This window comes from Streptomyces sudanensis (assembly GCF_023614315.1).
In the GTDB taxonomy this organism is placed as follows: Bacteria; Actinomycetota; Actinomycetes; order Streptomycetales; family Streptomycetaceae; genus Streptomyces; species Streptomyces sudanensis.
Map to the genome: position 1 here is coordinate 5,195,200 of NZ_CP095474.1, position 21,650 is coordinate 5,216,849.

Here is a 21,650-nt window from a genome sequence, read left to right on the forward strand (position 1 = left end):
CATGCGGCCGGAGACACGCGGCGCGGATGCCGCCTGGATACGGACCCGGCTGCGGACCGCGCCCTGGGCCACCGCCGCCTTCGGGATGCTGGTGCTGGTCACGGCCTTCCTCGCGGCGGTGCTGCCCCGGGCCGCGGAGGCGTACGAGACGCACGGGCTGCGCCAGGCCCTGGACTCCGCCGCCCCCGAGTCGACCGTGCTGGAGCTGAAGGCGGCACCACCCGGCTTGGACCGGCCGCGGCGGGCGCGGGAGGACGAGGTCCGGCCGGGGGCGCTCGCCGCGGTGGACGCCCGGGCGCGGGCCCTGCTGCCCGAGCCGCTGCGGGTGGACCGGACCCGGTCGGCGCACGGGGTGCGGACCGGCAAGGGCCTGCAGGGCCTGGACCGGTGGCTGCCCCGGCCGGACGGACTGCCGCCCCGGTTCACCCTGTTCGCGCAGTCCGGGACGGCCGGGCACGCCACGGTGCGCGAGGGGCGGCTGCCCGCCGCCGACGGCCCGGTGAGCGCGGACACCCGGACGGTGGAGGGCGCGGTGACCGCCGAGACGGCCCGGACGCTGCGGCTGCGGACCGGCTCCACGCTCACCCTGGACCGGTTCCCGGACCGGCCGCTGACCGTCCGGGTCACCGGCGTGCTCGAACCCCGGCAACCGGAACGCGCCTACTGGTCGGCGGAACCGATCCTGCGCACACCGGCCCTGGCGAGCAACGGCGGCCCCCCGCCGCAGTTCTACTGGCAGGCGGGCGTCCTGCTGGCGCCGGAGGCGGCTCCGGCACTGCTCGGCGGGCAGGTCGAGCCGGAGCGGTACTGGCGCTTCGCGCCCGCGACGCGGAACCTGACGGCGGCGGACGCCGAGGCGCTGGCCGACCGGGTGGCGTCCCTGGAGGACGGGCCGGGACTGGTGCGCATGCGGGAGGTCGCCGGTCCGACGGCGCAGCTGTCCACCGGCCTGGAGGAGGTCGTGGGCGGGTACGCGCGGACCCGGGACGCGATCAGGCCCGTGGTCGCCGTCGGGGCCGTGGGGATCGCCGCGGTCGCCGTGATCGTCCTGGCGATGAGCGGCGCTCTGGCCGCCGCCCGCCGGGACGCCGAACTCGCCCTGCTGCGGGCCCGGGGCGGTTCCCTCGCCGGGATCGGCGGGCGGCTGCTGGCCGAGAGCGCGCTGCCGGCGCTCCCCGCCGCCGCCTGCGGCCTGCTGCTGGCGGCGCTCGCCGTGGACGGGGCCCGGCCGCTGCCGTCCGCGCTCGCGGCGGGCGCCGTGGCCCTGCTCGCCTGCGCCGCGCTGCCGGTGCGCGCGGTGGTGGCGCACCGCAGGCCGCGCACGCACCCCGGGCGCGGTGATCTCACGCCCGCCGGGCCCGGCGGGCGCCGGACGGTCGCCGAACTGACCCTGCTGGTACTGGCCGCGGGCTCGGTGGCGGCCCTGCGCCGCCGCGGCACCGGGGGAGCGGCCGACCCGCTGGTGAGCGCCGCCCCGGTGCTCGTCGCGCTGGTCGCCGCGCTGCTCCTCGTCCGCCTGTACCCGCTGCCCCTGCGGTGGGCCGCCCGCCCGGCCGGGCGGCTGCGCGGACCGGTGGGGTTCCTGGCGCTGGCCCGGGCGGGCCGCTCGCCGGCGGCGGTCGCCGCGCTGCCGCTGCTCACCCTGCTGACGGCCCTGACGACGGCCGCGTTCGGCGGGTCGGTGCTGAACGCAGTGGCCGACGCCCGGGACCGGGCCGCGCTGCTGCGGACCGGCGCGGACGCACGGGTGGACACGGCCGACGGCACGGCCCTCCCGGCGGCACTGGAACGGGCGGTGCGGGACGTGCCGGGCGTACGGGACGTGGTGGCCGCGGGCGTCTCGTACGCCTCGGAGCACGTGTCGGAGGCCGACCGGTCGCTGACGGTGGTCGCCGTCGAACCGGACGCCTACGCGGCACTGGCCCGGCGCACGGGTCTCGGGGGCTTCACCGCCGACCGGCTGGCGACCGGCGGCGGGGTGCTCGGCGCCGTCGCCTCCCCCGGGGTCGCCGAACGGCTCGGACGCGCACCGCACCGGATCGGCGCGGACGGCGGGCCCGTCACGGTGCGGATCACCGCCGTGCGGCCGCGCACCCCGGCGGTCCCCGAGGGCGACTTCCTGCTGGTCGACGCGGCCGGTCTGCCCGGCCCCGGCGGCGCCACGTCCCTGCTGGTCACCGGCCCGGGCGTCGACGGGGCCGCGCTGCGGGCGGCGGTGCGCGGCCCGGAGACCCGGCCGCCGGTCACCCTGCGCGGTGAGGAACGCGCGGCGCTGTCCGACTCGCCGCTGCAGTCCGGCGCCGAGCGGATCTACCTGTGGGCCGTCGCCGCGAGCACCGGCTACGCCTTGCTGTCGCTGGTGCTCGGCACGGCGCGGACCGCACCGGAGCGGGCGGCCCTGCTGGCCCGACTGCGCACCCTGGGCCTGACCACCCGCCAGGGACGGCGGCTGCTCGGCCTGGAGGCGCTGCCCCTGGCGCTGCTCGCGGCCGGCGGGGGCGCGGCCGTGGGCTGGGCGGCGGTCCGGCTGCTCGCGCCCGGCATCGACCTGGACCGCCTCGCCCTCGGCGGCGCCTACGGGGCCACGGCGCCGGGCGGCGCCGTGCTGCGGGCCGACACGTGGTCGCTGGCCCTGCCCGCGGCGGGCGCGCTGCTGCTGGCGGGAGCGGCGGCCGTGGCACAGGCATGGTGGGCGGGACGCCGCACGCCGATCACCCACCTCAGGGCAGGAGACCTGCGATGAGCGCTACGACACGGTCGCTCGCGGAACTGGAGCGGCAGGCGGCACACCGCCGCGACCGGCCCGCCTACGGGCACGACGCCCTGATCGCCTGCGACCGGCTGGTGCGGATCTTCAGCCGGCGCGCCGGCGGGGACGCCGTGGAGGTGCAGGCCCTGCAGGGACTCGACCTGCTGGTGCACGAGGGCGAGTTGACGGCCCTGGTCGGGGCGTCCGGCAGCGGCAAGTCGACGCTGATGAACATCCTGGCGGGCCTGGATACGCCGACCGCCGGGACGGCGCGGGTCGCGGGCCGCGACCTGCTGGCGATGGACGCGAAGGCGCGCCTGCGCTACCGCCGCGAGGTGGTCGGCTTCGTGTGGCAGCAGACGGCCCGCAACCTGCTGCCGTACATGACGGCGGCGCAGAACGTCGTCCTGCCGATGCGACTGGCCGGGCTGCCGCGCCGGCGACGGGCGGGACGCGCGCGGGAGCTGCTGTCGCTGCTCGGGGTCGCCGACTGCCGGGACCGGCGGCCGCAGCAGATGTCGGGCGGCCAGCAGCAGCGGGTGGCGATCGCCGTCGCCCTGGCCAACGCCCCGGCCGTCCTGCTCGCCGACGAGCCGACGGGCGAGCTGGACTCGGCGACCGGGCAGCAGGTCTTCGCGGCGTTCCGCCGGGCCAACGAGGAACTGGGCACGACGGTCGTGATCGTCACGCACGACCAGGCGGTCGCCGGCGAGGTCCGCCGCACGGTGGCGATCCGCGACGGCCGCACGTCCACGGAGGTGCTGCGCCGCACCGAGGTCGACGCGGCGGGCCGGGAGTCCCTGGTGGCCCGCGAGTACGCGATGCTCGACCGGGCCGGCCGGCTGCAGCTGCCGTCCGAGTACACGGCGGCCCTGGACATGCGGGACCGGGTGCTGCTGGAGCTGGAGGAGGACCACATCCAGGTCCGGCCGGACGGCGACCGGGGCCGGGACACCTGAGGCCCGGCGCCCCGTGCGTCCGTGGCCGGCGCGGCGGACGCGCACCCGGGTCGCGCCCGCACGTCCACGGCGTCCCACCGCCTGCCGTCCCACTGCCTGTCGTGCTGCCGTGCTGCCGTGCACGCGCCCGTCAGGGGTACCGGTGGAGGGCCCGGGCCGAGAGTTCGCGGATCCGGTCCCGGGCTTCGGGGGACCGGTCCGGTCACGGTGTCCCACGCGCCCGGCCCGGTCGCCGGACACCCGGCCGACGCCGACGCCGCGGCGCGCGGCCTCGGCGGTGGTCGGGGGCGTACCGGATGCGCGTCGGGGGCGGGGGTGGTTCACGCCGTCTCTCCGTCGTGCATGTCGTATGCATGTCGTATGAGGATCACAGCCGCTCGCTACCATGCCGGCATGGATTCCGCGACTGGCGTTTTTCGCACCGATCGTCGCGCTCTTCTGGCTGCCATTGTGACCGTGGTGCTGTGGGCGTCGGCGTTCGTCTCCATCCGCGCGTCAGCGGAACATTTCCATCCGGGGGCGCTGGCGCTGGGCCGGCTGCTGACCGCCTCGATCGCTCTCGGTGCCGTGTTCCTCCTCAAGGGGGGCACGCTGCCGGACCGCAGGGCATGGCCCGGCATCCTCACCTCGGGCCTGCTGTGGTTCGGCCTCTACATGGTCGCGTTGAACTGGGGCGAGCAGCAGGTGGACGCGGGGACGGCCGCGATGGTCGTCAACATCGGCCCCGTCCTGATCGCGCTGCTCGGCGGCTGGCTGCTGAAGGAAGGATTCCCCCCGCTGCTGATCGCGGGCATGGCCGTGTCGTTCCTGGGCGCCGTCGTGGTGGGCTGGTCGATGTCGGGCAGCGGCTCGTCGTCCCTGACCGGTGTCCTGCTGTGCCTGCTCGCGGCGGTCACGTACGCGGGCGGGGTGGTGGCGCAGAAACCCGCGCTGCGGTACGCCAGTCCGCTGCAGGTGACGACGTTCGGCTGCTTCACGGGCACGGTGGCGTGCCTGCCGTTCGCCGGCCTGCTGCTGCAGGAGGTGCCGGCGGCCCCGTGGCCGGCGACGCTGAACCTGGTCTACCTGGGCCTGTTCCCCACGGCGCTGGCGTTCAGCACCTGGGCGTACGCCCTGGCCCGGACGAGCGCGGGGAAGCTGGGCGCGACGACGTACGCGGTGCCGGCCGTGGTGGTGCTGATCTCCTGGGTGTGGCTGTCGGAACTGCCCGGCTGGCTGACGCTGCTCGGCGGTGTCATCTGCCTGGTGGGCGTGGCCGTCTCCCGGCTGCCAGGGCGGCGGACGGCGGCCCCGGCGGTCGCCTCGGAGGCGGGGGAGCGGACCGTCTGACGCCCCTGCTGCCGCGGGCCGGGGCGCGGGCCTCCCCGCGCCCGCGAGGGGAGGGGCCCGAACGTTCGAGGTGGCCCCGCATGGTCCGCGGCGGACCGGGACCGCGCCTGCGGGGGCCCGAACGTTCGAGGTGACTCCGTGGACTCCGCGGCGGGCCGGGAGCGCGCCCCCTTGGTCGTCTCTGGATGCCCCGTCCTCGTGCTGCTGCCGATCTCGCGCGTGGTCGGGACCGCCCGCCGTGGAGGGCGGGAGACCGACCGGGGCGGCCGGGTCCTTCGGCGGCGTGCCGCCCGAGGGGGCCGTCGGTGAGGTCTGGATCAAGGGCTGCTGCCGCACCTGCGCACCGGCTTCCACCTGGCCGCCCGAGGGGGCCGCCGGCGAGGCCCTTGGCCGAAGGGCTGTTGCCGTACCTGCGTACAGGCTTCCGCTTGGCCGCCCGCTCCGGGTACTGCGAGGATGCCCCGCGGGCCGTGCCGGTCACCTTCCTCAACGGCGTCGACGGTCCCCACATCGAGCGGGCGGGCCCGGGGCACCGGCCGCGCGAGTGCGTCGGCGAACCCCAGCGGCGCTGGGCCACCGGCGGCCGCTTCTGCTTCGAGGACGACCCGGATCCCGTCACGCCGCTTCTCGGACCGCTCGTCGTGGGTGGCGCGCGCCGAGGGCGGGGACATCGACGCGGCCCGCCGTGTTGAATTCGTCCAAGCCGCACCCGGCCGCTGCCACCCATCATGAGGGAACCGCCATGACCACCGTCGACCAGCATCGCAGGGCGCGGGAGTTTCACGCGCTGCACACCGCCGACAAGCCGTTCGTCGTCGCCAACCCCTGGGACGCGGGCACCGCCCGCCTGCTCACCGCACTGGGCTTCGCCGCGCTCGCCACCACCGGCGCCGGGCTCGCGTACAGCCTCGGCAGACCGGATGGCCGCGTCACCCGCGAGGAACTCCTGGACAACGCGGCGGCGATCGTCGGCGCCACGCACCTGCCGGTCTCCGTCGACCTGGAGAGCGGCTTCGGCGCCACGCCCCAGGACGTGGCCGAAACCGTACGGCTCGCCGCCCGCGCCGGTCTGGTCGGCGGGTCGATCGAGGACTCCACGGGCCGGCCCGACGACCCTATCCGCCCCCTGCCGGAGGCCGTCGAGCGCGTCGCCGCCGCCGTGGCCGCCGCGCGCGGGCTCGACTTCCCCTTCACGGTGACCGCGCGCGCCGAGAACTTCTTCCAGGGCCGGCCCGACCTGCCGGACACCATCCGCCGCCTGCAGGCGTACCAGGAGGCGGGCGCCGACGTCCTGTACGCACCGGCGCTGCCCGACGCGGAAGCGGTGCGCGCGGTGTGCGCGTCGGTCGGCCGGCCGGTCAACGTCCTGATGGGCGGCCTCTTGCGCCTGTCCGTCGCGGAGTTGGGGAAGCTCGGCGTACGCCGCGTCAGCGTCGGCTCGGCCATGTCCCGTGCCGCGTACGGAGCCCTGGTGCGCGCCGCGGAGGAGATCCGCGACCAGGGCACCTTCACGTTCGGGGCGGACGCACTGCCCTACGCCGACCTCAACAGGATCCTCGGCACCGGGGAGTGACCCGGGCTGTGGAATCCCCTCGCGGCCGTCCGGCGGGCCCGCGCCCGTGCGGTGGGGCAGAAGGGTGGTCTCGCGGCCGGGCGCGGTGACGGGTCCCGGCCGCCCGTCGCCGCCTTCGCCGGGACGCCGGGCGGACGGGCCCTCCTCCAAGCGGGTGTCCTTCGGTGCCGGACCACGAAGACGCCCCGGGCGGCGCCCGCGGGTGAGCGCGGGCGCCGCCCGGGGCGACGTCGGGGGCGAGGAGAGCGAAGGGACTCGTTTCATGAAAAGAAGGGAGAAGGAAGCCCCTTCATGGCCTCGCCTCGGGCAACGCTAGCACCCGGCCGGGGATCAGGTCGCGCAGATTCTCCGGGGTGACGACCCGGGAGCCGGGGTGCAGCCCCTGGGGGCGTTCCAGACCGATGTACGTCACGGGCCCCTGCGGGACCGGCCCGCCGTCCCACAGCTCCACGGCCGTGGCGCGGTCGGACATCAGGCCCACCAGGTACCGCACCGTCAGGTACTCGCGCTCCACGACGGCGCGCACCGCCTTGGACACCGACACCCGGTTCTCCTCGACCCGGTTGGCCGACGAGACGCCCCTCAGGTACAGGTGCAGCCACCGCGCCTGCCACCGCCCGTCCTCCCCGCGCCGGAACACCAGCGGCAGCGCCACCCGGCCTGTGCCGGCGAGCCCCGACTTCGTGCGTACCGTGCGCGGCTCGAACGGCCGGCCCCGCTGCTCGCCGTCGCGCAGCATGAAACCGAAGAACGCCTCCTCCACCTCCTCGAAGCCCTCACCGGCGTAGACGTTGACCTGCGGGACGACGAAGGGGACGGGCACCCGGTCCAGGGACAGCTCGATGAACTCCGAGGCCCCCTCGGGTGCCTCGGTGACATCACCCGAGTGCACCCCTGCGACCGTCTTGAGCGACGTGTAGGACAGCCAGGAGTCGGTGTCGTAGTCGGAGCGGAGGAGCAGCGCCGAGAGGTCGTAGTCGGTTCGGCGCGCGGCCTGCTTCCAATAGACGAAGAAGCGCAGCCGCTGCCCGTCGACCGCCGAGACCGACCCCCGCGGCAGCACGCCGAGCCCGGCCGCGGCCGCCCTCCCGCCGAGCGGAAGCGCCACGTCGAGGACGTCGGGGTCGAGCAGCAGCCGGCCCGGCGGCGGGAGCCTGCGGCGCATCTCGGCGTCGAGGGCGGCGATCAGGCGGTCGCGGTCGGCGTCCGGGATCGGCGGCCGGGTGTCGGGGGCGACCCAGCCGCGACCCCGGCGGTTGACGAAGATCCGGTACCGGCCGGTCTCCCGCCCCCGGTTCTGGAAGTGCTCGCGGACCGAGAGCACGACCCGGCCGGACACCTCGGGGGCGGTCCGCGCAGCGGCGGTTATCACCGCGTCCCGCTCCTCCCGGTCGGCGGCGGTGCGCAGCAAAAGGTCCAGGGACCGAAACAGCCTGCCGGGAGCGGACTGCAGCAGCCGCACCGCGCCGGGCACGTCGGACGCACCGAGCAGCTCCTCGACACGGCTGTCGAAGGACCGCACCCGCTTCTCGCCCCGCGCCACGGCGAACACGTCGGCCGCGTGCGGCCAGCGCGGGTACTCGTGCGGGTGCAGGCGCTCCCCGAGCCGTTTGAAGGGCTCGCGGTGGGTGTGCACGTCGGCCAGCTTGGCGGGGTTCGCCGCGATGACGGCGTCGAGTCCCGCGAGCAGCGCGCGGCGGACCGGCCGCGCAAAGGCCCGGAACCGGGTCGGCTCCTGCAGTGTCACGTCACCGCCCGACAGCGCGCAGGCCAGCCGCAGCACGTCGGTGACGGTGTCCAGCAGCAGGTCCGCGCCCGCCAGGAGGCGGGCCTCGTTGACGACCGCCCGGTTCTCCCTGACCGGGATCGACTCCGGCTGCGGTCCGAGCGCGCACCGGCCGGCCAGGACCCTCAGGTCGTTCAGGTGGTCCTCGTTCAGCGGCGTCGTACTGCCCGCCAAGGCCAGGTACAGGTCTGTCAGCTCGTCGTCCAGGTCCCGCCCCAGGTGCAGGACGGTCACCCGGTCGCCCGCCGAGGCGATCAGCTCGTCCTGCGCCGCGAGCATCTCCTCGTAGGTGTGCCGGTAACGGCCGTACGCGGGGAGGCTGAGCAGGTCCAGCATCCCGTGCGCCAACTGCCTCAGCACGTTCCCGCGCGACGCGTCGCCGCCCAGCGCCTCCGCCACGCACCGCGCCCAGAACTCCTCGGTGTCCGGCACGTTCGCCGGGAAGTCGATGAAGTACGCGTTGTGCCGGACGTGGTCCCCCACCATCTCGCTCACGGTGCGCAGCGTCCGCCTGGCGGTGTGCACGACCGCGGCCTCGCAGAGCCCGGACAACCGCTCCAGCAGCTCCGCCGAGAGCTTGAAGCCCACGGACGCCAGCGCCGCGTCGAACTGCCGCGCGGCAACGGCCCCTTCCCCGGCGGAACCCCTGGGGGAGGGGACACGGTGGGTGTGCCGGACGACCAGTGATTCGAAACCATGTCCCATCCGCGGATGATCGCAGAAGTGTGCGAACCGGCGCACAGGAGTTTCCCGTACGCACTCCGGCGCCCCCGCGCACCCACCGCCGCGCGCCCCCCTTTTTCATCCTTTTGGTGGGAGTAGGACGTTGGGGGGGGTTCACCCGACCGGTATGGAAAAGGACTTCCGGGTGGTCGTGGACCCTTGCCGTTCTGCCGGCCCCTGGCTGGTGGTGGGTGGGTGTTTGTTGGTTTGCGGCCTTCCGGGTGTTTGTCGGGGTGGGGTGTGTTTGTTGGTCCCTTGCGGGGGGCACATTNGGTGGGTTGGGGGGTGTTGGTGTCCGCCGGTTGCCGGATCGCTTCGTGTCGTTCTGTGTGAGTGGGTGGGTGAGGGGGCACTTCCTCCTTCATGCGTATCGTGATCACCGGGGCGACTGGGAACATCGGTTCCGCTGTCGTGGGGCGTTTGCGGGCCGAGGGTGGGCATGATCTGGTGGGTCTGGCCCGGCGGCTGCCCGAGGACCCCCAGGGCCCTGGGGGCCTTGGGGGTGGTGGTGTGGATTGGCGGTCGGTGGATCTGACCACCGACAGGTGTCATGACGCGCTCGTCGGGGCGTTCACCGGTGCGGACGCGGTGGTGCATCTGGCGTGGGGTTTCCAGCCGTCTCATGATCCGGTTTATCTCGCCGAGCTCGGTGTGGGTGGTACCCGCCGTGTGTTGCGGGCCGTCACCGATACCGGTGTCCCCCATCTGGTCCATATGTCGTCGGTCGGCGCGTACTCGCCGAAGAGGGACGATCGTCCGGTCGATGAGTCCTGGCCTACCGGTGGTGTGCGTACCTCGCGTTACAGCCGGCACAAGTCGGCTGCCGAACGGCTCCTGGACCGGCACGAGGCCTCCGGTGCCGGGACGCTTGTCACCCGTCTGCGGCCGGGGATCGTCGGGCAGCGTGCCGCCGGTAGTGCCCTGCTGCGTTACGGGGTGCCCGCTGTGGTGCCTGCCAGGGCGCTGGGCTTGCTCCCGGTCTTGCCGATGGATCGCAGGCTGGCCGTTTCGATGGTCCATGCCGGCGATGTCGCCGAGGCGGTCGCCGCGGTGTTGCGCCGGCGTGTGGGCGGGCCGTTCAACCTCGCCGCCGACACGCCCGTCACCGCGGGCGTCCTGGCCGACGCGCTCGGTGCCAGGCTGGTGCACGTGCCTTCCGCGGTGATCCGCGCCGCCATGGCGGCCGCCTGGCACGCGCACCTGCAGCAGGTCGACACCGGATGGCTCGACATGGGTTTCGCGCTTCCGCTGCTGGACACCACCCGCGCGCGTACCGAACTGCACTGGACGCCTTCCCTGGACGGGCCGCAGGTGCTTGCCGAGGTCATCGACGGCATGCGGCGCAAAGCGTCCGGTACGACACCCGTGCTGCGGCCGCGTACCGTGCTCGGGGCGCTCGGTGACGCGGTCCGCCACGGGCCCATCGCCGTGCGGCGGCGCCCGTGATGGCCGGCGCGGCCCCGCCGCGCCCCGCACCGCCGCTTCCCGGGCCGTCGCTTCCCGGCCAGTCGCGTGTAGGGGCGTTGCTGGCCGCCGCCCACGGCGGGCCGGCCCTGGCCGTCGGCACTGTCGCGGGTCTGCTCGCGCTCCGCGGCGGCCTGGACCGGGCCGGCGCCGCTACGGTCACCGCGGCGGTCCTCACCGGCCAGCTCACCATCGGCTGGGGCAACGACCTGTGCGACCTGCCGCGCGATCGGGCCGTCGGCCGCAGCGACAAGCCGCTGGCCACCGGAGCGCTGCCGGTCGGCTGGGCGGTATGGGCCCTGGTCGCGTCCGCGTTCGCCTGCCTGGCGCTGTCCGCGCTCACCGGCTGGCGCAGCGCGCTGGTCAACATCGTCCTGGGCGCCGGCGCGGGCCACGCCTACAACCTGGGGCTCAAGGCGACGTGGTGGTCGTGGGTGCCTTACGCCAGTGCCTTCGGGACGCTGCCTTCCGTGGTCACCCTCGCCGGTCCGGCCCCGGCCTGGGCGCCGTTGTGGGCGACCGGGGCGGGGGCCGCGCTCGGTGTCGGGGCGCACCTGCTCAACACGCTGCCCGATCTCGCCGACGACGAGCGCACCGGCGTGCGCGGCCTGCCGCACCGCATCGGTGAGCGCCTCTCGCGCGCCGTGGCCGCGGTGCTGCTGTGTGCCGCCTCGCTGCTGGCGGTGTTCGGTCCCGCCGGGCCGCCTGCCGGATGGGCGTGGCCGGTTTTGGCCGTGGTGGTACTCCTCGTGGCGGCCGCGGCGACCACCGGTGGCCGGTTGCCCTTCCGGGCCGCGGTGGCCGTCGCCCTGATCGATGTCGTCCTGCTCGTGGCGGCCGGCCGATGACGGCGGCGCACACCTCTTGGGACCTGGCCGTGGTCGGCGCCGGGCCGGCCGGTGCCGCCGCCGCCCTGGGCGCGCTGCACACCGACCCGGCCTTGCGCGTCGCCCTGCTGGACCGGGCGGACTTCCCGCGGGACAAGGCCTGCGGCGACGGGGTGGCCCCGCACGTCCTGGACGTCCTGGCCGACGTCGGCGTCACCGGCCTCGTCGAGGACCGGGTCCCCATCGGCCGCCTCAGCCTCGGCCGCGGCGGCCTGGTCGCCGAACGGCACATGGCCCGCCCGGCGTGGGTGGTGCCGCGCCGGATCCTCGACGCCCGGCTGGTCGACGCGGCGCTCGCCGCCGGCGCCCGCCTCCTGCGGCACCAGGTCCGCGACCTGCGGCAGCACACCGGGGCGGTGGCCTTGGACGAAAGGATCTTCGCCGCGGTCGTGATCGGCGCCGACGGCGCCCACTCCGTTATCCGGCGCGCGCTCGGCCAACCCCGCGGCCCCAGGGCCCTGGCCCTGCGCGGCTACGCCCCGGTCGCCCCCGGGCGGCGCGGCGCGCAGGTCATCGAGTTCGGCACCCGCCACCAGCCGTCGTACGCCTGGTCCTTCGACCGCGGCGACGGCCTGGCGAACGTCGGCTACGGCGAACTGCTGCGCGCCGACCGCCCGGCGCCCACCCGCACCGGGCTGCTCGAGCGCCTCGAAGCGCTCCTGCCCGGTGCCACCGACGGCGGGCGGGAGTGGGCCGGCCACCACCTGCCGCTGTCGACGGCCCGCTGGCACCCTCCGGCCGGCCGCGTCCTGCTGGCGGGTGACGCCGCCTGCCTGGTGAACCCGCTGACCGGGGAGGGCATCCATCACGCCGTGGCCACCGGCATCGCGGCCGGCCGCGCCGCCGCGGCGGCCCTGCGCGAAGGGCGGCCCGAACGAGCCGGATTCCGCTACGCCCGTACCGCCCGCCGGATCCTGCTGCCCCACCTGCGCCACACCGCCTCGGCCGCCCGCCTCGCCCGAAACGGGCGGGTCCTCGACGCCGGGGTGCGGGCCGCCGCCGCCGACCAGCGCGTCTTCGACGACCTCGTCGAACTCGGCCTCGGCTGGGGCCGGCTCACCCCCGGTGTCGTGCTGGGCCTGGGCCGGGCGCTTTTTCCACCCCTTTGCCCCACCGGCCCATCCCGGGAGCCAGCATGACCATACGTGTCCTCGGTGTCCGCGGCGTCCTGCCCGAGCACCGCCACCGCCAGGAGGAGATCACCGATCTGTTCGCCACCCTCTTCGAAGGCGCGGTCGACCGCGGTGTCGTCGAACGGTTCCACCGCAACGCACACGTCGAGACCCGGCACACCGTGCTCCCGCTGCAGGAGTACACCCGGCCCGCGGACTTCGGCCGGTCCAACGACGTCTTCGTCCGAGCAGGCGTCGAACTCGGCGCGCGGGCGGTCGTCGACGCGCTCAAGGACGCCGGCCTGACACCGGCCGACGTCGACTTCGCCGTCTCGTGCACGGTGACCGGCCTGGCCGTCCCCTCACTGGAGGCCCGGGTCGCGGCGGAGATCGGCCTGCGCCCCGACGTGGTGCGCCTGCCCCTGGTCGGCCTGGGCTGCGTCGCCGGCGCGGCCGGCATCGCCCGCCTCCGCGACCTGCTGCGCGGCCGCCCGGACGGGGTCGCGGTGCTGATGTCGGTCGAGCTGTGCTCGCTCACCTTCCAACGCGAGGACACCTCGGCCGCCAACCTCGTGGCCGGCGGCCTGTTCGCGGACGGCGCGGCGGCGGTGGTCGCCGTCGGCCCCCACCACCCGCTCGCCCGCTCCCACGACCCCGCCCACATCGACGTCCTCGCCTCACGCAGCCGCCTGTACCCCGACTCGCAGCGCGTGATGGGCTGGGACGTCGGCTCCACCGGCCTGAAGATCGTGCTCGACCCCTCAGTCCCCGACATGGTGCGCCGGTACGTCCGCGACGACGTCCGCGACTTCCTCGCCGACCACGACCTGACCGCCGACGACCTGGGCTGGTACGTGGCGCACCCCGGCGGCCCGAAGGTCCTGCAGGCCCTGCAGGAGGCACTGGGAGTCGAACGGGACGCTTTGGCGGTGACCTGGGACTCGCTGCGCCGCATCGGCAACCTCTCCTCGGCCTCGGTCCTGCACGTCCTGGCCGACACACTCGCCACCCGCCCGCCCCGGCCGGGCTCCCACGGCCTCATGCTCGCCATGGGCCCGGGCTTCTGCTCCGAACTGGTACTCCTGCGCGCCCCCGGACAGCAGGAGTGAACGGCCCGGTCCTGTTCACCGCCCTGGTCCTGGCCGTCGCCCTGGAACGCGTCGCCGAACTGGCCCTCTCCCGCCGCAACACCGCCTGGAGCCTGGCGCGGGGCGGCGTGGAGAGCGGGCGCGGGCACTACCCGTTCATGGTGGCGCTGCACACGGGCCTGCTGGCCGGCGCACTCGCGGAGGTGTGGCTGCGCCGACCGGACACCGTACCGGTACTGGCCTGGACCATGCTCGTCCTGCTCGCCGCGTCCCAGGCACTGCGCTGGTGGTGCATCACCACCCTGGGCCGGCAGTGGAACACCCGGGTGATCACCGTGCCGGGCGCCCCGCGCGTGACCAGCGGACCCTACCGCCTGCTTCCCCACCCCAACTACGCCGCCGTCGTCGTCGAGGGACTCGCCCTCCCGCTGGTCCACTCGGCCTGGATCACCGCGACCGCCTTCACCGCCCTCAACGCCCTGCTGCTCACCACCCGCATCCGCACCGAGAACACCGCCCTGACCCAACTGACCTGAGGACCCGAAAGGAAGGGGGCCGCACACACGTGCCTGCCGCATCACAAGGCGCCGGGCCCCAACCCGCCCACCGCGCCGGAAAGGCCAAGGACGCATGGACCTGCTCGTCGTCGGCGCCGGACCCGCAGGACTGGCCACCGCCCTGCACGCGGCCCGGGCGGGCCTGGACACAGCCGTCTGGGAACAACGCGCCGGCATCGTCGACAAGGCGTGCGGCGAGGGACTGATGCCGGGCGCCGTCACGGCCCTGGCCGAACTCGGCATCCACCCACCAGGACACGAACTGCGCGGCATCAGCTACCTCGCCGGACCACACCGGGCCGACGCCGACTTCCCGAAAGGCCCCGGACGCGGAGTGCGCCGCACCGCACTGCACACGGCACTGCGCGAAGCGGTACTGGCCGCGGGCGTACCGATCGAACGACGCACCGCACGCCGCGTCGCACAGGACGGCAACGGCGTGGTGGTCGACGGCGTCCGCGCCGGCCACCTCGTCGCCGCCGACGGCCTGCACTCGCCGATCCGCCGGGCCCTGGGCCTGCACCGGCCGGGCCGGACCCACCGGCGGCACGGGATGCGCCGCCACTACGCGCTCGCCCCCTGGAGCGACCGCGTCGAGGTGCACTGGGCCCGCCACGCAGAGGCCTACGTGACCCCGCTGGCCGGCGACCTCGTGGGCATCGCGATCCTCACCACCGGCCGCGGACCCTACGACGACCACCTCGCCGCCTTCCCCGCCCTGCGAAAGCGACTGGCCGGCGCACAGGCTACCGGCCCGGTACGCGGCGCGGGCCCACTCCACCAGCGGTCCGCCGCCCGCACCGCCGGCCGCACACTGCTCGTCGGCGACGCGGCCGGCTACATCGACGCCCTGACCGGCGAGGGCATCGCCCTGGCACTCGCACAGGCCCCGGCGGCGGTACGGGCGATCACCGACGGCGACCCGGCCGCCTACGAACGGCAGTGGCGACGCATCACCCGCCGCTACCGCTGCCTGACCCACGCGCTGCTCGCCGCGACGGCACTGCCCCCGGCCCGCGCCGCGCTGGTCCCCGCGGCACAACACCTGCCCGGAGTGTTCCGCGCAGCCGTCGACGCCCTGGCACACCCGGCGGGAACGTGACCCGGCCCACCCCCCGGTACGCCGCGCACGCACCCGTACGCCGCCACACCCCGGCGGGCCCTCGGCCGCCGCCCGTCACCCCACCGCACCCCCCTGCCCCGCAGCGGCCCTTGCCCGGGACCCGGGCGGTCGCGCGGGAGGCCCGGTGGGTGCGTCCTGGTGTGCGGCATCCGATCCGACCCCCGGTGCCCGGCACCGAGAACGCTGCGCACGGCCGACCGCCCTCCCCTGACCGTGGTCCTGGACCCGAGCGACGACATCCGGTTCACGCGGACAGCCCTGGCCGCGCACGATCCAGAAACCGGACGCTTCGTGGTCCATCCCACCGTCGCCCCGTACGGCCGCCTCATATGGCAGGACATCCTCTCCGCCCCCGGCCAGGACACCAGCCGCGCCCTCGGCACAGGCGCCTGGCCCATGGCCGAACAGGAACGCGCGGTGTTCACCACCCTGCGCAGGCTGCCTCCCTGCCAGATCACCGTGCTGAGGGCCCACCGGATAGGGGCCGGACTGTGGGCGGATCCGGCCCACCTGCACCGCAGCACAGCCGCGGACCTGGTGCTCGTACACCACGACGAACTCGGTGACAACCTGGCTCATTTGCTGCACCACTGCGACCACCGCATCGCCGGCTACCCCGAGATGCTCCGGCTGCATCCCTCGAAGTCCACCTGCCCGGGCGACCGGTTCTCCCCACTGTGACTCCTCCCGCCGTATCCCCTTCCTGTGACACCCCGACACCCAATGAGACAACATTTCGTTGCTTCATTGGTTCGGGCGGTAGGGTGGGCGTCATGTCGCACGACACGGGGACCGAACACCGCATGCGCTTGGCCGACCTGGCTGACTTCCCACTGGGCGACGGTGTGCCCGCGGGCATTCTGCAGCAGGATGCCGCCCTGCTCGGCAGACTGCTGGCCGGCGCCGCGCAGGGCGGCGGCGCAGGAGATCGGGGTGTGTCAGACGAGGATGTGGCTGCGGCCCTGGCTCTGTTCGAGGACATGCGCACGGCGTTGGACCGGTTGGAGACGCAGGTCGTCATCGAAGCACGGCGCCGCGGCATGGAGTGGCGGCAGATCGCCTCCCACCAGGGCATGAAGTCCTCCCAGGCCGCGTCCCAGCGGTATCAAAGGCTGGTGACACGCCTCGAAGAAATCCGCCAGGGCATCCGGTAACGGCAGGAGACCCCCTTTCATGAGCCATCCGCCCTCCGATCCGCTCTTCGCTGTCGACGCCCTTCTGGCCGCCGTCGATGACGGACACATCCTGCCCGCCCCGGCCGAACGCGCCCGTCTGCGTGAGGCAGCCGGCCTGACCCAGGCCGCCGTCGCCCAGGCCCTCGGCACCCGCGTGCCCAGCATCCAGGCATGGGAAGAGGGACGGGCCGAGCCGAAAGCCGAACGCCTCCAGGCCTACCGGCGTCTCCTCGAAGGACTCGCCCAGCGCTATCCCGCCCCGCAGCCGCCATCCCCGCCCGTACCGGCATCCGAGGAGCCCCAGGCAGCCCCTGTGCCACCGGTCGGTACCACACGCCCCACCACACCCCAGCACCCCACCTCCGCGCCGCATCAGGCGGCCACGACCAGGCCGGCGATGTCGTGTCGCCCGATGGCGAAGACGGCCGCCTCCGCCGGTACCCCGGCGCCTGGCGTCGATCGGCGGTTCGCCAACGGGCCGCTGGCGGTCGTCGACGTCCAGGGCGGCGAGGTGTTGGCGTATTGCACCGGTGGCCTGGTTCTGGACGTGCCTGCCAAGTCCCTGCCGGCCCTGGTGGAGTGGACGCTGCGCGAGGCGGGGCTCGGGGCTCCGAAGTTGTCGGGGCCGGGCAAGGACGCCGATCCGCTGCTCGTGCTCACCGGCGCCGCGCTGGAGCGTTACGGTCTGCCCGTCGCGCTCACGGAGGAGGAGCGCCTCGCCGGGCGGATCCCGGAGAACCACAAGGCCGTTAAGCAGCTGACCCGCGCCGACTGGCGGCTGACCAAGCGCGGCTTCGGGCCGTGGGCGCGGATCTACCGCCCCGCCACCGGGTCGGAGCGGGCCTGCGTGCAACTGTGCATCCCGTCGTGGGGGGCGCTGGACACCCGGCACTGGGGTGAGGCCGGGCAGCTCCCGCCTGCCGAGCTCGCCCGCGTGCTGGGCGTGTATGCCTCCCGTGTGATGACGCCGCGCGGCTCGACCGCCGTGACCGGCCTGGAGCTGATGACCGCCCTGCACCCGCCGACGCGCGCTTCCGAGCCGGACGCGGCGGGGAAGCGGCACTCCGAGCACAACCCCGGCTCGCTCGGCAAGGACCCGATCGACCCGATGAACTGGCCGCCGTGCGAGGTCCCCGACGGCCACCCCGTCCTCAAGGACCTGCCCCGCTTCCACGTGCGCGGCCCCGGGGAGAAGCTGTTCGAGGAGGCGTACGACTGGGCGCGGCCGATGACCGACGTGGAGTGCACCCTGCGGTACCTGGTGGGCATCGACGTCAACATGGCCTTCGCCGCCGGCGCCAACGGCCTGAACGTCGGCCTCGGCGAGGCGACGCACGTCAAAAACCCGGTGTTCGACCCGAAACTGCCCGGCTCCTGGCTGGTCGACCTCTCCCACATCGACCTGTCCCACGTGAAGGCCGGCAAGGAATGGGTGGAACTGGACGGCAGCCTGCTGCCCTCCCCCTTCACACCGAAGGGCGAGACCCCGACCGGCCCGGCCTGGTACGCGACACCCACCGTCGCCTACGCGGCGGAGCTCGGCTACGACGTCGCGCCGATCGAGGCGTGGGTCCGCCACGACAACGGCCGTTACCTGGACGGCTGGTACCAGCGGCTGCGCGACGCCTACCTCGCCACGATGGCCGACCTCGGCGTCCACGCGGACATGGAGCCGGCCGACTTCCTCGCCGCGATGGACGGCTACAAGGACCGCGACCCGGACCTGGCGATCGTCGTCTCGGCGATCAAGGCGACGGTCAAGGGCGGCCTGGGCAAGCTCCGCGAGCGCCCGCGCGGGGAGGGCTGGCGGCCGGGCGAGCCGTGGCGGGCCCTGTCCCGCCCGACGTGGCGGCCGGACATCCGCGCGGCGGTCATCTCCCGCACCCGGATCAACCTGCACCGCAAGATCGTCAAGCACGCCGCGTTCACCGGCCAGTACCCCGTCGCGATCCTGTCGGACTGCGTCGTCTACGCCGCAGGCGGCCCCTCGCCGCTGGACTTCCTGCCCTACCGGGAGGGCAAGCCGCTGCCCGGCGGCTTCAAGCTCGGCATCAACCCCGGCCTGGTCAAGCACGAGGGCACCCAGTCCGTCCTGTGGGGCGAGGAAGTCCGCGAGCGGTTCAACGCGCCGGAGCTCAACCTCGCCCGGTACATCAAGGACGGCACCGTCACCGACGTCGACAACGGAGAGTAGGAGAGGGCGACGATGAGCCTGTTCGGGGACGGCCTGGAGGCCGCGGTGCAGAAGGCGTTCACCCGCCCCGCACCCAAGAGCGCGGGTGCGCAGATGCGGTACCTGGTCAAGCAGCTCAAGGGCACGAAGGCGGTCGCCCAGATGCTGCGCATCTCCCAGCGCACCGTCGAGCGGTACGTGAAGGACCAGATCAAGAAGCCCCGCCCCGACCTCGCCGCGCGCCTGGACCGCGAGGTGAAGAAGCGGTGGCAGCCGCAGATCCGGGCCAAGGCCCGGCAGAAGGCGGCCACCACCGGCGGCATCGTCATCGACACCCGCGCCCGCATGGGCTACACCGCGCCGATCGGGTCGACGGACCAGGACCGCATCCGGCACCTGACCGTCGCCCTGCCTCCGCAGTACGCCGCCCGCCTCTTCGACGCGCAGGAGGCCGGCGCCACCGACCAGCAGCTCCAGGAGATCGCGGCCGAAGCGCTCAAGGAGGTGTACTTCCAGGACGGCGGCCGCCGCGCCGGCTCCCTGGAGGAGGTGCGCTTCATAGACATCGAGCACCTCGAGTTCGAGCTGTAGCAGCCGCACCCCGAACAGCCCCGCGAGCCCGGACCGCATCGGTCCGGGCTCGCTCGCGTATCCGCGGGGGGTCGGATGTTCATGCACGCGTGCCCTGTTCAACGCCGCCCTCGCGTCGGCGGTTACGGTTCGCCGAAGCCGTGCTCGAAGCCCTTGAGGACGGGGTCCAGTTCCGCAGCCGCGCCACACAGCGAGCACAACCGGACCCCCGGCTGCTCGGCTGCGTCCAGCGCCCGGTCCAGCGGCAACACCGGCGCTCCGGCCGGCGCCTCTTCACAGTCCACGGCGTGCACGACACCGCCCCGGCCGGGCCCGCGGCCGCCGGCCTTCGCCAGCACCCAGCCTGATGGCCGCCGCGGCCCCAGCGCTTCCTGGACTGGCGAGGGCGGCTTCAAGTACTCGGTGGGCACGGCGTCGTACGAGACGCCGTCCACGGGCCGCACGTGGTCCGGAGCGCGGACCCAGACGCGGTACTCGGCAGGCTCCACCGAGTCCCCAGGGCCGTTGCGGTACGCAGGGAGCCCGACCTCGTACCGCCAGCCGTCGGGCGTCTGGCGCCGGGACCACAGGCGGGCGACGACCTCCTGGTCCCCGGGCAGCAGCACCCGGATGGGCACCGGCAGTGGCTCGGGGGCGGAGGACGTCGGCATGTCCCCCACCGTACGGACGAGCGCCGGGACTGTGACCACGCAGCTTTGTTGGCAAATAGCGGCGCAGGTTGTCCCTGGTCAGGACGGATGTGTCGCTACGTAATTGGCAAAGATGCAGCGGGATAGTTGGCAAGCCGTGGTTGCCGAGTGTGATCGCTCGTTCTACCGATGAGGGCTGATGCCGGAACACCACCAGGGCCGCCCGGACGCTCCGGGCGGCCCACCTGCGATTGCGCTCAGGCCGGGACGGCAGCGGTCTCCGGTTCGGTCTCGGCCGTGCCGTGGGCGGCGAGGTAGCGCTCGGAGTCCAGGGCCGCGGCCGCGCCGGTGCCAGCGGCGGTGATGGCCTGGCGGTAGGTGTGGTCGACGACGTCGCCAGCAGCGAACACCCCCGGCAGGCTCGTACGCGTCGACGGGGAGTCCACCTTGATGTAGCCCTCGCCGTCGAGGTCCAGCTGTCCCTTGAACAGCTCCGTGCGCGGGTCGTGGCCGATCGCGATGAACAGGCCCGTGACGTCCAGTTCGCGGGTGGCGCCGGTGAAGACGTCGCGCAGGACGACGCCGCCGAGCATGCCGTTCGCCTCCTTGATCTCGGCGATCTCGCTGTCGAAGGTGAAGGAGATCTTGTCGTCGGCGAAGGCCCGGTCCTGCATGACCTTCGAGGCGCGCAGGGTGGAGCGGCGGTGGACGACGGTGACCGAGCGGGCGAATCGGGTGAGGAAGGTGGCCTCTTCCATGGCGGTGTCGCCGCCGCCGACCACGGCGATGTCGCGGTCACGGAAGAAGAATCCGTCGCAGGTCGCGCACCAGGACACGCCCCGGCCGGAGAGCTCGTCCTCGTTCGGCAGGCCGAGCTTGCGGTAGCCGGAGCCGGTCGCGATGATCACCGTCTTCGCGCGGTGCACGGTGCCCGCGGAGTCGGTGAGGAGCTTAATGTCGCCGGTAAGGTCGACCTCGACGATGTCGTCGTCGATCATCTCGGCGCCGAACTTCTCGGCCTGGGCCCGCATGTTCTCCATGAGGACGGGGCCGTCGACGCCTTCGGGGAAGCCGGGGAAGTTCTCCACCTCGGTGGTGGTCGTGAGTGATCCGCCGACGAAGATGGAGCTGCCGAACAGCAGGGGCTTCAACTGGGCGCGGGCGGTGTAGAGGGCGGCGGTGTATCCGGCGGGGCCGGAGCCGATGATGACGACCTCGCGTATCTCGCTCACGCCGTCGCCTCCGGCTTCGCCGGAGCGATCTCGGCGATCAGGCCCTCGACGAGGGCCTTGATCTCGTCGCGGATCGGGCGGACGGCCTCGACGCCCTGGCCGGCCGGGTCGTCCAGCTTCCAGTCCAGGTAGCGCTTGCCGGGGAAGACGGGGCAGGTGTCGCCGCAGCCCATGGTGATGCAGACGTCCGACTCGCGGACCGCGTCGATGGTGAGGATCTTCGGCGTCTCCTTGGAGATGTCGATGCCGACCTCGGCCATGGCCTCGACGGCGGCCGGGTTGACCTGATCGCCGGGGTTGGACCCGGCGGAGCGGACCTCGACGCGGTCGCCGGCCAGGTGGGTCAGCCACGCGGCGGCCATCTGGGAGCGGCCGGCGTTGTGGACGCAGACGAACAGGACGGACGGCTTGTCGGCCATGGTGATCGTTCTCTCTCGTCGCATGGCGGAACCCAGCCGCCAATGACTTCAGCCCCCGCTGGTATCAGCGGGCGATGATGT

At 74.1% G+C, this 21,650-nt stretch carries 18 protein-coding genes; 14 read left to right on the forward strand and 4 right to left on the reverse strand.

Translation table 11 applies throughout. The features are described from left to right. Position 1: 1 nt before the first annotated feature. The 4 genes from MW084_RS24045 to MW084_RS24060 all read left to right on the forward strand — a co-directional run bounded on the left by MW084_RS24045 (position 2) and on the right by MW084_RS24060 (position 6,610). Positions 2–2,743 (forward strand): membrane protein, encoded by a 2,742-nt coding sequence (locus MW084_RS24045; protein ID WP_010475348.1) that lies wholly within the window; start codon positions 2–4, stop codon positions 2,741–2,743. Beyond that, positions 2,740–3,708, forward strand: a complete 969-nt coding sequence (locus tag MW084_RS24050) for an ABC transporter ATP-binding protein (RefSeq protein WP_010475347.1) — start codon at positions 2,740–2,742, stop codon at positions 3,706–3,708. Before MW084_RS24045 ends, MW084_RS24050 begins: the two co-directional genes overlap by 4 nt. 393 nt (positions 3,709–4,101) lie before the next feature. Continuing rightward, positions 4,102–5,037, forward strand: coding sequence for a DMT family transporter (locus MW084_RS24055; protein WP_039830044.1), 936 nt, complete (start codon positions 4,102–4,104; stop codon positions 5,035–5,037). 742 nt (positions 5,038–5,779) lie between these two features. After that, complete coding sequence (locus MW084_RS24060; RefSeq protein WP_010475338.1) at positions 5,780–6,610, forward strand: isocitrate lyase/PEP mutase family protein; 831 nt, start codon at positions 5,780–5,782, stop codon at positions 6,608–6,610. 289 nt (positions 6,611–6,899) lie between these two features. Here MW084_RS24060 and MW084_RS24065 read toward each other — a convergent pair whose 3' ends face one another. Then, positions 6,900–9,101, reverse strand: a complete 2,202-nt coding sequence (locus tag MW084_RS24065; RefSeq protein WP_029553872.1) for a hypothetical protein — start codon at positions 9,099–9,101, stop codon at positions 6,900–6,902. A gap of 381 nt (positions 9,102–9,482) precedes the next feature. On the opposite strand from MW084_RS24065, the gene MW084_RS24070 reads away from it, so the two are divergent. From MW084_RS24070 to tpg, 10 genes are all read left to right on the forward strand, one after another. After that, positions 9,483–10,565 (forward strand): NAD-dependent epimerase/dehydratase family protein, encoded by a 1,083-nt coding sequence (locus MW084_RS24070; RefSeq protein ID WP_010474025.1) that lies wholly within the window; start codon positions 9,483–9,485, stop codon positions 10,563–10,565. 77 nt (positions 10,566–10,642) lie between these two features. Further along, positions 10,643–11,431, forward strand: a complete 789-nt coding sequence (locus tag MW084_RS24075) for a UbiA family prenyltransferase (RefSeq protein WP_010474027.1) — start codon at positions 10,643–10,645, stop codon at positions 11,429–11,431. Continuing rightward, positions 11,428–12,609 (forward strand): NAD(P)/FAD-dependent oxidoreductase, encoded by a 1,182-nt coding sequence (locus MW084_RS24080; protein ID WP_010474029.1) that lies wholly within the window; start codon positions 11,428–11,430, stop codon positions 12,607–12,609. The genes MW084_RS24075 and MW084_RS24080 overlap by 4 nt, the downstream gene beginning before the upstream one ends. Then, on the forward strand, positions 12,606–13,691 hold the full coding sequence (locus MW084_RS24085; protein ID WP_010474031.1) for a type III polyketide synthase: 1,086 nt from the start codon (positions 12,606–12,608) through the stop codon (positions 13,689–13,691). The genes MW084_RS24080 and MW084_RS24085 overlap by 4 nt, the downstream gene beginning before the upstream one ends. Next, positions 13,688–14,206 (forward strand): isoprenylcysteine carboxyl methyltransferase family protein, encoded by a 519-nt coding sequence (locus MW084_RS24090; protein WP_010474033.1) that lies wholly within the window; start codon positions 13,688–13,690, stop codon positions 14,204–14,206. Before MW084_RS24085 ends, MW084_RS24090 begins: the two co-directional genes overlap by 4 nt. Positions 14,207–14,300: 94 nt before the next feature. Further along, positions 14,301–15,329, forward strand: coding sequence for an NAD(P)/FAD-dependent oxidoreductase (locus MW084_RS24095; RefSeq protein ID WP_010474035.1), 1,029 nt, complete (start codon positions 14,301–14,303; stop codon positions 15,327–15,329). Between the two features lie 312 nt (positions 15,330–15,641). Beyond that, positions 15,642–16,031, forward strand: coding sequence for a hypothetical protein (locus MW084_RS24100; protein ID WP_158684365.1), 390 nt, complete (start codon positions 15,642–15,644; stop codon positions 16,029–16,031). A gap of 92 nt (positions 16,032–16,123) precedes the next feature. After that, positions 16,124–16,504: a hypothetical protein gene (locus MW084_RS24105; RefSeq protein ID WP_010474038.1), complete on the forward strand. Its 381-nt coding sequence runs from the start codon at positions 16,124–16,126 to the stop codon at positions 16,502–16,504. Positions 16,505–16,523: 19 nt separating this feature from the next. After that, positions 16,524–18,719, forward strand: coding sequence for a telomere-associated protein Tap (gene tap, locus MW084_RS24110; RefSeq protein WP_029553760.1), 2,196 nt, complete (start codon positions 16,524–16,526; stop codon positions 18,717–18,719). Between the two features lie 12 nt (positions 18,720–18,731). After that, the gene (gene tpg / locus MW084_RS24115; RefSeq protein ID WP_010474043.1) at positions 18,732–19,289 is read left to right on the forward strand and encodes a telomere-protecting terminal protein Tpg; all 558 of its coding nucleotides are present in this window, start codon (positions 18,732–18,734) and stop codon (positions 19,287–19,289) included. Between the two features lie 122 nt (positions 19,290–19,411). Here tpg and MW084_RS24120 read toward each other — a convergent pair whose 3' ends face one another. The 3 genes from MW084_RS24120 to MW084_RS24130 all read right to left on the reverse strand — a co-directional run bounded on the left by MW084_RS24120 (position 19,412) and on the right by MW084_RS24130 (position 21,569). Beyond that, entirely contained in the window at positions 19,412–19,939 is a 528-nt protein-coding gene (locus MW084_RS24120; protein WP_010474044.1) for a DUF6233 domain-containing protein, read from the reverse strand. Between the two features lie 236 nt (positions 19,940–20,175). Further along, positions 20,176–21,150 (reverse strand): thioredoxin-disulfide reductase, encoded by a 975-nt coding sequence (gene trxB, locus MW084_RS24125; RefSeq protein ID WP_010474047.1) that lies wholly within the window; start codon positions 21,148–21,150, stop codon positions 20,176–20,178. After that, a complete protein-coding gene (locus MW084_RS24130) occupies positions 21,147–21,569 on the reverse strand; it encodes an arsenate reductase ArsC (protein WP_010474049.1) in 423 nt (140 codons plus the stop codon). Before MW084_RS24130 ends, trxB begins: the two co-directional genes overlap by 4 nt. Positions 21,570–21,650 lie beyond the last annotated feature (81 nt).

Bases quoted from the DNA above. Each gene is read 5' to 3' on its own strand.
- MW084_RS24065 (WP_029553872.1), bottom strand. From the start codon at position 9,101: ATGGGACATGGTTTCGAATCACTGGTCGTCCGGCACACCCACCGTGTC.
- MW084_RS24055 (WP_039830044.1), top strand. From the start codon at position 4,102: ATGGATTCCGCGACTGGCGTTTTTCGCACCGATCGTCGCGCTCTTCTG.
- tpg (WP_010474043.1), top strand. From the start codon at position 18,732: ATGAGCCTGTTCGGGGACGGCCTGGAGGCCGCGGTGCAGAAGGCGTTC.
- MW084_RS24050 (WP_010475347.1), top strand. From the start codon at position 2,740: ATGAGCGCTACGACACGGTCGCTCGCGGAACTGGAGCGGCAGGCGGCA.
- MW084_RS24130 (WP_010474049.1), bottom strand. From the start codon at position 21,569: ATGGCCGACAAGCCGTCCGTCCTGTTCGTCTGCGTCCACAACGCCGGC.
- MW084_RS24095 (WP_010474035.1), top strand. From the start codon at position 14,301: ATGGACCTGCTCGTCGTCGGCGCCGGACCCGCAGGACTGGCCACCGCC.
- MW084_RS24060 (WP_010475338.1), top strand. From the start codon at position 5,780: ATGACCACCGTCGACCAGCATCGCAGGGCGCGGGAGTTTCACGCGCTG.
- MW084_RS24045 (WP_010475348.1), top strand. From the start codon at position 2: ATGCGGCCGGAGACACGCGGCGCGGATGCCGCCTGGATACGGACCCGG.
- MW084_RS24105 (WP_010474038.1), top strand. From the start codon at position 16,124: ATGTCGCACGACACGGGGACCGAACACCGCATGCGCTTGGCCGACCTG.
- MW084_RS24080 (WP_010474029.1), top strand. From the start codon at position 11,428: ATGACGGCGGCGCACACCTCTTGGGACCTGGCCGTGGTCGGCGCCGGG.
- tap (WP_029553760.1), top strand. From the start codon at position 16,524: ATGAGCCATCCGCCCTCCGATCCGCTCTTCGCTGTCGACGCCCTTCTG.
- MW084_RS24070 (WP_010474025.1), top strand. From the start codon at position 9,483: ATGCGTATCGTGATCACCGGGGCGACTGGGAACATCGGTTCCGCTGTC.
- MW084_RS24120 (WP_010474044.1), bottom strand. From the start codon at position 19,939: ATGCCGACGTCCTCCGCCCCCGAGCCACTGCCGGTGCCCATCCGGGTG.
- MW084_RS24085 (WP_010474031.1), top strand. From the start codon at position 12,606: ATGACCATACGTGTCCTCGGTGTCCGCGGCGTCCTGCCCGAGCACCGC.